Annotated in this window: 11 protein-coding genes and 2 tRNA genes; 9 read left to right on the top strand and 4 right to left on the bottom strand. The window is 71.6% G+C overall.

Annotation, left to right across the window (positions count from 1 at the left end; all coding sequences use genetic code 11):
- The first annotated feature begins 6 nt into the window (after positions 1 to 6).
- Genes ACN27F_RS08905 through ACN27F_RS08895 form a run of 3 tightly spaced genes read left to right on the top strand, consistent with a single transcriptional unit; the run spans position 7 to position 3,454 of the window.
- On the top strand, positions 7 to 1,203 hold the full coding sequence (locus ACN27F_RS08905; protein WP_421432285.1) for a hypothetical protein: 1,197 nt from the start codon (positions 7 to 9) through the stop codon (positions 1,201 to 1,203).
- A complete protein-coding gene (locus tag ACN27F_RS08900; protein ID WP_421432283.1) occupies positions 1,200 to 2,984 on the top strand; it encodes a thiopeptide-type bacteriocin biosynthesis protein in 1,785 nt (594 codons plus the stop codon). The genes ACN27F_RS08905 and ACN27F_RS08900 overlap by 4 nt, the downstream gene beginning before the upstream one ends.
- Positions 2,981 to 3,454 (top strand): ArsR/SmtB family transcription factor, encoded by a 474-nt coding sequence (locus ACN27F_RS08895; protein ID WP_421432281.1) that lies wholly within the window; start codon positions 2,981 to 2,983, stop codon positions 3,452 to 3,454. Before ACN27F_RS08900 ends, ACN27F_RS08895 begins: the two co-directional genes overlap by 4 nt.
- On the opposite strand, the gene ACN27F_RS08890 is transcribed toward ACN27F_RS08895, so the two are convergent.
- Positions 3,431 to 4,789, bottom strand: coding sequence for a radical SAM protein (locus ACN27F_RS08890; RefSeq protein WP_421432279.1), 1,359 nt, complete (start codon positions 4,787 to 4,789; stop codon positions 3,431 to 3,433). The two genes, ACN27F_RS08895 and ACN27F_RS08890, sit on opposite strands and share 24 nt — an antisense overlap.
- 76 nt (positions 4,790 to 4,865) lie before the next feature.
- Complete coding sequence (locus ACN27F_RS08885) at positions 4,866 to 5,075, bottom strand: hypothetical protein (RefSeq protein ID WP_421432277.1); 210 nt, start codon at positions 5,073 to 5,075, stop codon at positions 4,866 to 4,868.
- Between the two features lie 184 nt (positions 5,076 to 5,259).
- Here ACN27F_RS08885 and ACN27F_RS08880 point away from each other — a divergent pair, with 184 nt between their 5' ends.
- Complete coding sequence (locus tag ACN27F_RS08880) at positions 5,260 to 5,850, top strand: helix-turn-helix domain-containing protein (protein ID WP_421432275.1); 591 nt, start codon at positions 5,260 to 5,262, stop codon at positions 5,848 to 5,850.
- 45 nt (positions 5,851 to 5,895) lie between these two features.
- Here the strand turns inward: ACN27F_RS08880 and ACN27F_RS08875 are convergent, their stop codons facing one another.
- A complete protein-coding gene (locus tag ACN27F_RS08875; RefSeq protein WP_421432273.1) occupies positions 5,896 to 7,068 on the bottom strand; it encodes a hypothetical protein in 1,173 nt (390 codons plus the stop codon).
- Between the two features lie 137 nt (positions 7,069 to 7,205).
- On the opposite strand from ACN27F_RS08875, the gene ACN27F_RS08870 reads away from it, so the two are divergent.
- The 3 genes from ACN27F_RS08870 (at position 7,206) to ACN27F_RS08860 (ending at position 8,398) form a co-directional block, all read left to right on the top strand.
- A complete protein-coding gene (locus ACN27F_RS08870; RefSeq protein WP_421432271.1) occupies positions 7,206 to 8,009 on the top strand; it encodes a fumarylacetoacetate hydrolase family protein in 804 nt (267 codons plus the stop codon).
- Between the two features lie 135 nt (positions 8,010 to 8,144).
- Positions 8,145 to 8,219: transfer RNA gene (locus tag ACN27F_RS08865), tRNA-Gln, on the top strand.
- 106 nt (positions 8,220 to 8,325) lie between these two features.
- Positions 8,326 to 8,398 (top strand) — tRNA-Glu (locus ACN27F_RS08860).
- Positions 8,399 to 8,581: 183 nt separating this feature from the next.
- Here ACN27F_RS08860 and ACN27F_RS08855 read toward each other — a convergent pair.
- Positions 8,582 to 9,268: an IclR family transcriptional regulator gene (locus ACN27F_RS08855; protein ID WP_326554961.1), complete on the bottom strand. Its 687-nt coding sequence runs from the start codon at positions 9,266 to 9,268 to the stop codon at positions 8,582 to 8,584.
- Between the two features lie 49 nt (positions 9,269 to 9,317).
- Between ACN27F_RS08855 and leuC the strand changes: the two genes are divergently transcribed.
- Entirely contained in the window at positions 9,318 to 10,775 is a 1,458-nt protein-coding gene (leuC, locus tag ACN27F_RS08850; protein ID WP_421432269.1) for a 3-isopropylmalate dehydratase large subunit, read from the top strand.
- A gap of 26 nt (positions 10,776 to 10,801) precedes the next feature.
- Entirely contained in the window at positions 10,802 to 11,389 is a 588-nt protein-coding gene (gene leuD / locus ACN27F_RS08845) for a 3-isopropylmalate dehydratase small subunit (protein WP_421432267.1), read from the top strand.
- Positions 11,390 to 11,445: the final 56 nt, after the last annotated feature.

The following is an 11,445-nucleotide window of genomic DNA, read 5'->3' as shown; positions in this document are numbered from 1 at the left end:
CATGCCATGTCGACTCCCACGCTGCCCGACATCTCGGTCCCCGAGGTACTCGCCGGTGCCTACGCACACGGGCCGGGCAAGGCCGTCCAGCCCGGCGCGGCACCGCCGTACCCGCACCGAGCCGGCCCCGCGACGCCGCTGGGTGCCGCGCTCGCCGGGTACGGCGAGCGCGGCACCCGGCTGCGCCAGGTGCTCACCGCCGCCCTGGCACCACGGCGGTTCGAGCCGTGGAACCCGTTCAACGACCACCGGGCGTACCCGTCGCCCCGCGCGGCGCACCTGGTCGACGTGGCGTTGTGGCTTGGCGGGCGGCGATGGGCGGTGGATCCGGTACGCGGCCTGTTGCGGGCGATAGCCGCGACCGGGTCGGTCGGGGCCGACGGCCCACCGACGGCCGACTGGGCCATGGTGGAGCTGGCCGGGCATCCGCACCGGATGCCGTCCGGCTACGGCCGGCTCGCCGAGGCGCTCGCCGTGTTGGAAGCCGGACACGTCGCCGGTGCGTTGACCGAGGCCGCCGCCGGCTACGGGCTGACGGCGACCAGCCGCACCGCCGCCGCTGGCCTGACGGTCTCGTTCGGCGGGTCGACTCCGCCGACGTGGCCGAGGCGACGGCTGCGGGCCGTGCGCAGTTCCGGCCTCGGCCCGTGCGGCTTCGGCGCGGACCCCCGGCCGCTGCCCGGCGCCGTGCTGACCGACCTGGTCGACGCCGCGTACCGGATCCCCGCCGGATCGCCGGGTGCCTGGCCGGGCCTGCGGCACACCGTGGCCGTCGGCAACGTCACCGGACGCGAGCCCGGGTGGTACCGCGCCGAGCCGGGCGGGCCGGTCGCGGCCGCCGCCCCGGCCGCCGCGCTGGATCAGCTGCAACGGGCGTACACCTATCCGCGCTCGCAGACCGACGTCGCCGGCCTGCCGCTGGCCTGGCTGATCACCGCGGACATCGCGGCGGCCGTGCGGGCCGGGGGCGCCGAGGCGTACCCACGGCTGCTCTACGCCGCCGGCGCCTGCGCCCAGCACCTCGCGACGGCGGCGGGCGCCGCGGGTCTGTTCTGCCGCCCGGTCCGCGCGGTGCGGGAAGTCGTCGTCGAGGCCGCTGCCACCGTTCCCGCCGGGCACGACCTCGTCTACCTGTTGCTGATCGGCCGGTCGCGGGTGCGGGACTTCGCCTACGACCTCGACGACCCGGAGGTGCCGCTGTGACCACCGCGACCATCACCACCGAACGCCGTACCTGGGTGGGGTTGCACTGCTTCGCCTACTGGCAGCCGGCCGACCTCGACGCGTTCCTGGCCGGTTCGGTGGCCCCGGTGCTGCGCCGGCTGCGCGCCGACGGCGCCGTCGCCGACTGGTTCTACATCCGCTACTGGGAGGGCGGACCGCACCTGCGGGTGCGCATCCGTGACCCGCTGCCCGGTGTCGCCGACGAGTTGCGCGAGCGGCTCGGCGAGCTGGCCGCGCAGGCGCCGTACGAGACGTTCGAGCTCGACCGCGACGCCTACTACCGCCGGCTCGGCGGGCAGGCCGCGTCGTCCGGTGCCGGCTGGCACGTCCACGGCGAGGTCCGCGAGACACCGTACGTGCCGGAAACCAGCCGGTACGGTGGTCCGGCGGCGCTGCCGGTCGCCGAGGACGTGTTCTGCCGGTCCAGCGAGATCAGCGCCCGGATCGTCGGGACGGTGCCGCCTGGACGGTCCCGGCTGGCCGTCGCCGCCGAGTTGGCCATCGCCACCGCCGCCGCACTGGGTCTGGACGACCTGTCCGGGGCCCGCTGGCTACGTGGACACGCCGCCGGCTGGCGGTGGCAGAACGAGGTGGCGATGCTGCCGGCCGCCGCGGTGCAGGGCCAGGCCGCCCGGGTGCTCGCCAGCCAGGGCGCGCTGCTGCGCCGTCGGTGGGACCGGACCGTCTCGCTCACCGCCGACGCCGCCGACCGTTCCCCGGCGGCCCGCTGGGCGCAGGTTGTCCGCCGGGCCCGCCAGCGGCTGGAGGGCCCGGCGGCCGCCGGGCCGGCCGACCCCCGCTGGCGGTGGATCTGGGGATCCCAGCTGCACATGCTGTTCAACCGACTCGGCATCCTGCCGGACGAGGAGCGGTCGGTCTGCTGGCTGGTCGCCGGGACCGCACTGGCGCCGGACGGCCTGCCCGACTTCTTCGCCGACGGTGCCCGCGCCGCCGACCGGCGCTACCAGGAAGCCAGCAAGTTCCTGCCCGGTCTGCTGGAGACGCAGAGGCCGCGCGAGGTGGATGTGGAGCGGCGCGGGACCCCGTTCCGGTTCGGCCACCAGCCGGTTGCTCTGCCCGCCGGGGACCCGCCGCGTGCCGCGCTCGTCGAGGTGCTGCGCCGGCGGGTCTCCGGACGGGGGCGACTGACCGGCCCGGTCAGCGCGACCGAGCTCGGCACGCTGGTGTGGAGCGCCCACGGCGTCACACACACCGAACAGGTTCCGCTGCCGGACGGCGGATCGTACCGTTACGCGCACCGTCCGTATCCGAGTGCCGGTGCCACGTACCTGGCCCGGCTGCGGCTGATCGTCCGGGACGTGCCCGGTCTGGCACCAGGGGTCTACCACGTCGACGACGCCGACCGCCAACTGTGGCGCATCGGTGCGGTGCCGTCGGTGCCGGAGCTGGAGGCGTCGTCGATGTGGTTCGGCGTCGACGCGCTCGACGTGGGCGGGATCGCACTGGCCGAGGTCCCGGCGGTACTCGGACTGTACGTACAGGTCGGGGAGTTGCGCCAGCGGTACGGCATGCGGGCGCTGCGCTTCGCCGCCATCGAAGCGGGTCACCTGGCCCAGACCCTGTCGATGGTGGCCGCCGCGACCGGGCTGGCGGTGGGCACGATCGGCGGATTCTACGACGACGTCGCCCATGAGCTGCTCGGCCTCGACGGTGTCGACGACGTACTGGCCTACCTGCTGCCGGTCGGTCGCTTCCCGGCGTCGGCGGTCCAAGCCGGATCGTCAGGAGGTGCGGCATGAACGCCGGGGACCGGTGGGGCGACGACAAGGCCCCCGACCGTCAGGGAACGTCGGGGGCCTACCCCAGTGTGCCACGACCGGACCCGTCGGCGCATCCCGGGGCGGCTGGCGACCCGCCCGTGCCGGCGGTGCGGGTGCTCGCCGGAGTCAACGAGTTGCGGGCGGTCGCCGACCCGATCCGGTTGCAGGTGCTCGGTGTGCTCACCGCCGAGTACGACCATGCCCTGTCCGCCCGGCAACTGGCCCGCCGGCTCGGCGTCACGTTCAGCCTGATGCACTACCACCTGCGGGTGCTGCACGACGAAGGTCTGGTCCGGGTGACGAACCAGCAGACCGGCCAGGGCCGGGCGGAACGCTGCTTCCAGACCGCGCAGCTCGCGCTGCGGTGGGACTTTCCGGTGGAGGCGGCAGCGGGCTGCGACGGTGGCACCGGGGTGCCGGCCGGATCAGGCGGGGACGAGGCCCGATGACCGGGCGAACAGGTCGATCCGCCCGGCGAGGCCGTCCTTCAACGGGGGACACGGCGGGGTTCCCTCCCGCCAGAGCTTCGGGCAGGCCCCGCCGCACACCGGCAGGATCGGGCAATTCCGGCAACCGGTTTCGCCTGCGGCCAGGCCGGTGTACCAGTCGTCGAACCGGCCGGCAGGTCGCAACTGGCGCGGGTTCGCGGTGTCCACGGATCCGACATGCTCGTCGGTGAACCCGGGTACCAGCGGTTGCTCGGTGCAGGAGTAGATACGCCCGTCCGGGGCGAGCACCTCGCTGTGCCGGGAGGTGGCGGTGCACACCACCCGTACCGGCTGGCTGGGCAGCACCCGGCAGTGCAGCCCGGCGGCGAGGTAGGCGGCGTACCACCGCAACTCGGTCTCGGCGGCCTGGCGCTGGCGCAGTCGCAGGTCACTGACGTCGTTGCCCCAGGAGTGGACCGGCGAGGGGTAGAAGCGGATCCGCGGGTCGGCCAGGCCGGCGTCGCGCATCGCGGTGGCGAACTCCGTGGCCTGACCGGCGTTGTGCAGCCCGATGTTGGACCGTACGGTCGCCCGCAGTCCGGCCAGGTCCGTGTCGTCGAGCATGGCCCGCAACGCGGCGGTGATCCGGTCGTACGAACCCTGGCCGCTGTTGAGCGGGCGGGACCGTTCGTGCACCTGCTGCGGTCCGTCGATGGTGATCTCCAGCTGGTCGACCCGGCAGTCCAGGTGCAGGCTGCGCAGCTTGCGGGCGTCGAGCAGGGCACCGTTGGTGACCAACAGCGCCGAGTAGGCCACCTGGTGCCGGTCGGCGGCGGCGACGAACCGTGCGGACAGGTCGCGCAGCACGGCGTACCCCATCAGGGGCTCGCCACCGAACCAGCGCACCAGCACCGAATCGTGGTCGCCACCGGCCATCGCCCGTTCGACCCGGGCGGCGACCGCGTCGCGATGGCGTACCGTCCGGGTGGCCGGTGCGTCGCGCCGGTGCCGCTGTCCACAGTAGCCGCAGCCCATGTTGCAGTAGGCGGTCGGCATGACGACGAACTGGCGGTGCCGGCTGGTCTCGGCGGCCTGCGCGCCGGCCGCGATCACCTCGGCGGTCTCGTCGGTGCCGGCCGGAACCAGCACCCCCAGGTCGGTCAGCCGGGTCTGTTCGCCGGCGGGCAGCGCGGCCGGCCCGTCGGTGGCGAGCACATCGACGGTACGGGTGTCCAGCAGCAGGGTCCGGGCGCGGGCGGTGTGGTAGAGGGCCCGCAGCAACCTGCCGGAGGGGTGCCGGTAACTGGTCGGGCTGAATACGAGATAGCGGCTGAGGACGAGCTCGGGCTGGGCCATGGCAAGCCTTTCCAGGGTCGGCAAAGCCGCCGGACCCGGGGCATCGCTCCGGGTCCGGCGCTGGTGAGGCTGCTGGTCAGCGGAACGCGCAGGCGGCGTTGACGCTGGAGTTGCCGGGCCAGTCGGCTGTCTCGTCGGCCGGCAGCTCGATGGCGATCATATCGGCGGCTTCGGCCTGAGTGGTGGTCGTCTGCTCCGGCTGCGGCGCTTCGGCGGCTGCGGCCGGCGCGGCGGGGGCGGCGAGAGCGACTGCGGCAACGATGGCGAAGAACCGGTTGGTGGGCACAGTGAACCTCCGGATGAGGGGTGAGATCAAAGGGGGAGATGGCCCGGCACCTGGCCCGGGCACAGGAGTGGTTGGGCGGGACTGGTAAGATCCAGTTGACGTTCAAAATATCCTGAGCGAAGGACACAAGTCAATCGTCGAGGTAGAATCAACCGTGTAACACCGGTTGAACGGGAGGTCTGCGGTGACTGAGTTGCTGGTCAGTCGGGTGATCGAGGACGTGGCGACCCTCAAGGCACTGGCTGACCCGATCCGGATGCGAGTGCTGGAGCTGGCCATGTCCGAACCCGAGCGGACCTGGACGGCCAAGGAGCTGGCGCGCATCGTCGGTGTCCCACCGACCAAGATCTACTACCACCTGAACCAGTTGGAGCAGCACGAGCTGCTGCACATCCGGGACACCCGGGTGGTCAACGGCATCATCGAGAAGCAGTACGGTGCCGGGCAGCTCAACCTGACCTTCCACCGCCGTTCGGGCGACGAGCCCAACTCGATGCACGAAGTGGTCGCCACACTGCTGGAACAGACCCGCGACGAGATAGAGCTGGGCCTCAACGCCGGCACCATCTCCGGCAGCAGCGAGGCACCGGACCCGGTCCGGATGGTGCTCAGCCGCGGGTTCGCCGAGATCCCGGTGCATCGCATCGCCGAGTTCCGCCAGGAACTGCAGGCGCTGATGCGGCGGTTCGAGGAGGCCAGCCTGGTTCGCGACGGAGATTGCACCGGGCACCGGTTCGCCATGCTGCTCGCGATGCACCCCGCCGTCGTGACGTGATCCCGCCACGTTAGTCGTTCGTCCATTTTGTGATGATTTACTTGGTCAAATCGAGCGTACGGTGACCCCGGCTGAGAACGCCCCACTACGCAGCTCCAGCCGTTGCGGCACCAGCTCCCCGCGCAGTGAGAAGGCCAACGGCACCAGCAGTCTGGCCCCGGCCGGCAGCGGGTCGGCGAAGATGTCCCGCCCGCCGTTCTCCTCCCGGGTGGCCTTCTCGTCCACCCCCACCCAGTCGCCGGTCGGCAGGTGCGCCCGTTGCAGCGGCGCGTACCAGAACTGTTCGGCGTCGCTGCGGTTGCGCACCGCCACCGTGGCGAGGCAACGCCGTACCTGCTCGCCGGCCGGCACGCAGGCCAGCCGGTAGACGGTGAACTCGAACGCGGACTCGGTGAGCAGGACGCCGAACCCGCCGGACGGCGCGTCGCCGATCCATCCGCTGGGTGCCTGGTTGGCCCGGTCCAGCAGCTGCGAACCGTACGTGGCGGCCTGCACCGAGGCCACCGCCAACCCGGCCAGCATCGCACAGAGCAGACCGAGCACCACCGGCGTGCCGGGCCGCCACCGCGGCGTGGACGGTGGCGGCGTGGCGGGCGTCCGGATCCGCCGCCCGGCCGCGGTCACGATTCGTCGGCGGTCCACCCGACGCTCCTGCAGCCGCCGACGCCAGCCGTAGCCGATCATGGTCACCACGACGAGCGCGCTCAGGCCGGCGAGCAGCGGCATCGACGGGCGCTGCCACCAGGACCGGTCGGTCGGCTCCAGCCCGGCGGACGGGGTCCACCGGGCCGCCGCGCAGTCGTACGGCCGGGCGGTGTCGCGCTCGTACGCGCAGACCGGAAAGGTCTGCGCGGCGGTGGAACCGCCGGGGCGGAACGAGGCGTTGACCGTCGCCGCGCCGTTACCGGGCAGACTGAGCTGCCAGGTGATCTCGGTCTGCGCCACCTGGCCGCCCGAGCCCACCGTCGCCACCGAAGCGTCGCTCGGCACGCCGAGGCGCAGCGTCACGTCGACCGGTGCCGCCGTCCGGTTGACCGCCTCGATCTGGTACGTCGGCGCGCTCTGCCCGACGTCGTTGATCGCGACCGCGACCAGTTCCTGCTCCGACCCGTGCACCACCGGCTGGGCCCGCCCTGCCGGCGGATCGAGCGAGCTCCACCCGCCGGCCAGGACGATCCCCAACGCACCGGTGCCGAGCACCCGCCGCCACGATGACATCACCATCACGATCCCCGCTTCCGACCCGAACGGTAGGCGGGAAATGGCTGCCCGGTGGAGCGAAGGCGGCTTCTGCTCCGCCGCCGTGCCGACGGTGCTACGCTGCCCGCCGCCGGCGAGGGCGATAGATTGGCCCGGTGCGTATCGCTCGTTTCGCCCATGACAAGGGCATGTCGTTCGGAGTCGTCGAAGGGGAGCCGGGTGCCGGCCCGGGGGCGCTCACCATCGCCGAGGTCGAAGGCCATCCGTTCGGCAGGCTCACCTTCACGTCGCAGCGCTGGGCGCTGGCCGACGTCCGGCTCCTGTCACCGATCCTGCCCAGCAAGGTGGTCTGCGTCGGGCGCAACTACGCCGACCACGCCGCCGAGCACGGGGCCGAGGTGCCGGCCGAGCCGCTGTTGTTCCTCAAGCCGTCGACATCGGTCATCGGCCCGCTGGACGCGATCCGGCTGCCCGCCCAGTCGCGGCAGGTGGAGCATGAAGCGGAACTGGCGGTGGTGATCGGTCCTCCTGGGGCCCGGCGGGCCGACCGGGCCGCGGCCGAGCGGGCGATCTTCGGCTACACCTGCGCCAACGATGTCACCGCCCGGGATCTGCAGCGCGCCGACGGGCAGTGGACCAGGGCCAAGGGCTTCGACTCGTTCTGTCCGTTGGGTCCGTGGATCGTCACCGGGCTGGACGTGACCGACCTGGAGGTGCGCTGCGAGGTCGGGCCCGATCCGGCGCAGCTGGAGGTACGCCAGCTGGGTCGGACCAAGCAGATGGTCTTCGACGTGCCGACTCTGGTGTCGTACGTGTCGCACGTGATGACACTGCTGCCGGGAGACGTCATCCTGACCGGGACCCCGGCCGGGGTGAGCGAGTTGACCGCCGGGGACACCGTGGCGGTCCGTGTCGAGGGCATCGGCGAGCTGACGAACCCGGTGGTGGCGGTCGACTGAGCCGGTGCCGGTGCCGGTGCCGGTCGCTTGCGCTGGCGGCGCTCGTGGTGAGCTACGGGTAAACCGCTGCGGTAACCCGATTTGGCGCGCACCATGGGGTCAGGTAGAGTTCTGTCCCGGTGCGGCGAGCACCGATGGGGTATGGGGTAATTGGCAGCCCGACTGATTCTGGTTCAGTTAGTCTAGGTTCGAGTCCTGGTACCCCAGCCACCGATGCAGGCACCAGATGGCATCGGGGTGCTGGTCTCTGTTAGAGTTCAGCACCGTTGTCCGCAAGGACACGCGGTAAGAGGTTACGGAACACAGTGGAAGTTCTGGCCCCGTCGTCTAGCGGCCCAGGACGCCGCCCTCTCAAGGCGGTAGCGCCGGTTCGAATCCGGTCGGGGCTACAGTTGATCGAGGCGCCCTCAGCCGAGGGCGCCTTTGCCGTTGCGGCACCCGTGTGCACACCCATCACGTCCTGACCTGGTGTGCACACCCATCATGCCCGGTCTGGCCGCCGCCCGGACGGTTTTCGGGTGACTCGCCTGTCTTCGGGTGACTTGCCTGGCGCGCAGCCCGGACTCGCCGACTCAGAGCCCGGACAGCCGTTGTCCGGCCCGGACCACGGCCATCGCGTGCCGCTCGCCAGGGCGGCGGCCGAGCCGTTCGATCGGCCCGGACACGCTCACCGAGGCGATCACCCGGCCGGTGCGGTCCCGGATCGGGGCGGAGACGCTGGCGACGCCGGCCTCGCGTTCGGCGACGCTCTGCGCCCAGCCCCGCCGGCGCACCTCGGCCAGCGTCCGTCCGGTGAACTTGCACCGGGGCAGCAGCGGCATGACCGCTTCCGGCGGCTCCCAGGCGAGCAGGATCTGGGCGGCCGAACCGGCGGTCATCGGCAGCACCGACCCGATCGGCACGGTGTCGCGCAGCCCGCTGGCGCGCTCGGCGGCGGCGACGCAGATCCGCTCGTCGGCTCGCCGCAGGTAGAGCTGGGCGCTCTCCCCGGTGGCGTCCCGCAGCGCGGCCAGCAACGGCTCCGCGGCGGTCAGCAGGACGTCGGGCGCGGCATTGGCCAGCTCGCCCAACCGGGGGCCGGGCCGCCAGCGTCCCTGCGTGTCCCGGACCAGCATCCGGTGGATCTCCAGCGCCTGGGCCAGCCGGTGCGCGGTGGCCCGGGGCAGCTTGGTCCGCTCGACGAGCTCGGCCAGGCTGGCGCCGTCCACGCAGGCCGCGAGGATGACCACCGCCTTGTCGAGAACGCCGACACCGCTCATACTGTGTCCCACAAGCCGAAACATACCTCCCAGAATTTAGGATGTCCAGATGGTGGGAGACACTTCGAAGCCGGCCTCGCCCAGGACCCTGGCCGAAAAGGTCTGGGACGCGCACGTGGTGCGATCCGCCGCGGGCGAGCCGGACCTGCTCTACATCGACCTGCACCTGCTGCACGAGGTCACCAGCCCGCAGGCGTTCGACGGGCTGCGGACGGCCGGCCGTCCGGTACGCCGACCCGATCTGACGCTGGCGACCGAGGACCACAACACCCCGACCGGGTACGCCGATCCGGCTTTCCGCAGCCGCCGCGGTGACCTGCTGACGATCAGCGACCCGACCTCGCGTACGCAGATCGAGACGCTGCGACGCAACTGCGCCGAGTTCGGCGTCAAGCTGCACGCGCTCGGCGACGACAACCAGGGAATCGTGCACGTGATAGGCCCGCAGCTGGGCCTGAGCCAGCCGGGTATGACCATCGTCTGTGGCGACTCGCACACCGCCACCCATGGTGCGTTCGGCGCACTCGCCTTCGGTATCGGCACCAGCGAGGTGGAGCACGTGCTGGCCACCCAGACACTGCCGCAGGCCCGGCCGAAGACGATGGCGGTCACCGTCACCGGGGAACTGGGTCCGGGCGTCACCGCGAAGGATCTCGTACTCGCGCTGATCGCCCAGGTCGGCACCGGCGGCGGGCGCGGCCACATCGTGGAGTACCGCGGCGAGGCGATCCGCAAGCTCTCCATGGAGGGCCGGATGACGGTGGCCAACATGTCCATCGAGTGGGGTGCCAAGGCCGGCATGGTCGCGCCGGACGAGACGACCTTCGCGTACCTCAAGGGCCGTTCGAACGCCCCGCAGGGCACCGACTGGGACGGTGCCGTGGCGTACTGGTCCAGCCTGGTCACCGACGAGGACGCCACCTTCGACGCGGAGGTGATCCTGGACGCCAACCAGATCACGCCGTTCGTCACCTGGGGTACCAACCCGGGGCAGGGCGCGGCGCTGAGCGCCAGCGTGCCCGACCCGGAGCAGTTCACCACCGAAGCCGAACGGATCGCCGCCCGGCGCGCGCTGGAATACATGGACCTGCGTCCCGGAACGGTCCTGCGCGACGTCGCCGTCGACGTGGTCTTCGTCGGTTCCTGCACCAACGGCCGGCTGGAGGACCTGCGCGCCGCGGCGGAGGTGCTGCGCGGACGCAAGGTCGCCGACGGGGTACGGATGCTCGTGGTGCCCGGCTCGGCCAAGGTACGCGAGGCGGCGGAGAACGAAGGGCTGGACAAGGTCTTCGCCGACGCCGGGGCGGAGTGGCGGTTCGCCGGCTGCTCGATGTGCCTGGGCATGAACCCGGACACCCTCTCACCGGGAGAGCGCTCGGCATCCACCTCCAACCGCAACTTCGAGGGCCGGCAGGGCCGCGGCGGGCGTACCCACCTGGTGTCGCCACCGGTCGCGGCAGCGACCGCCGTGGTGGGCCGGCTGGCCGCACCGGCGGACCTCAACTGAGGCACCTACAGACGGGATTACAGGACATGGACAAGTTCACCGTGCACTCCGGGATCGCCGTCCCGTTGCGCCGATCTAATGTAGATACGGATCAGATCATCCCCGCCGTATACCTGAAGAGGGTCACCCGGACGGGCTTCGCCGATGGTCTGTTCAACGCCTGGCGCGAAGACCCAGGATTTGTCTTGAACAATCCTTCATATTCGGAGGCATCGATTCTCGTCGCTGGCCCCGAGTTCGGCACCGGGTCATCGCGTGAGCACGCGGTGTGGGCGTTGCGGGACTGGGGCTTTCGTGCGGTCATGTCTCCCCGCTTCGGCGACATCTTCCGCGGCAACGCGCTCAAGGAAGGCCTCCTTCCGGTCGAGCTGGAAATGCCGGCGATTGAGCAATTGTGGGCCCTCGTCGAGGCGGATCCGGCGGCTGAGGTGACCGTCGACCTGGGCGCCCGTGAGGTCAGAGCAGGTGGCTCCACCTGGTCGTTCCCGATCGACGACTTCAGCCGCTGGCGGTTGATGGAAGGGCTGGACGACATTGGACTGACCCTGCGTCACGAGGTCGCCATCACCGAGTACGAGCAGCATCGGCCGCCGTTCAGGCCTGTCGTCGCATAGCGGCCCGGTTGCCGTCGCCGATTGCGTCCCGTTGGCCTCTCAGCACCCTTCGCCGG

Origin of the sequence: Solwaraspora sp. WMMB335 (genome assembly GCF_049179075.1) — a bacterium.
Taxonomy (GTDB): domain Bacteria; phylum Actinomycetota; class Actinomycetes; order Mycobacteriales; family Micromonosporaceae; genus Micromonospora_E.
The sequence above is the reverse complement of the archived record's forward strand: the minus strand, read 5'-3'. Positions and strand labels throughout refer to the sequence as shown.

What these genes read in the sequence shown, in the direction of transcription:
- ACN27F_RS08905 (WP_421432285.1), top strand. Translation starts at nt 7, where the DNA reads ATGTCGACTCCCACGCTGCCCGACATCTCGGTCCCCGAGGTACTCGCC.
- ACN27F_RS08895 (WP_421432281.1), top strand. Translation starts at nt 2,981, where the DNA reads ATGAACGCCGGGGACCGGTGGGGCGACGACAAGGCCCCCGACCGTCAG.
- ACN27F_RS08890 (WP_421432279.1), bottom strand. Translation starts at nt 4,789, where the DNA reads ATGGCCCAGCCCGAGCTCGTCCTCAGCCGCTATCTCGTATTCAGCCCG.
- ACN27F_RS08875 (WP_421432273.1), bottom strand. Translation starts at nt 7,068, where the DNA reads ATGTCATCGTGGCGGCGGGTGCTCGGCACCGGTGCGTTGGGGATCGTC.
- ACN27F_RS08855 (WP_326554961.1), bottom strand. Translation starts at nt 9,268, where the DNA reads ATGAGCGGTGTCGGCGTTCTCGACAAGGCGGTGGTCATCCTCGCGGCC.
- leuC (WP_421432269.1), top strand. Translation starts at nt 9,318, where the DNA reads ATGGTGGGAGACACTTCGAAGCCGGCCTCGCCCAGGACCCTGGCCGAA.
- leuD (WP_421432267.1), top strand. Translation starts at nt 10,802, where the DNA reads ATGGACAAGTTCACCGTGCACTCCGGGATCGCCGTCCCGTTGCGCCGA.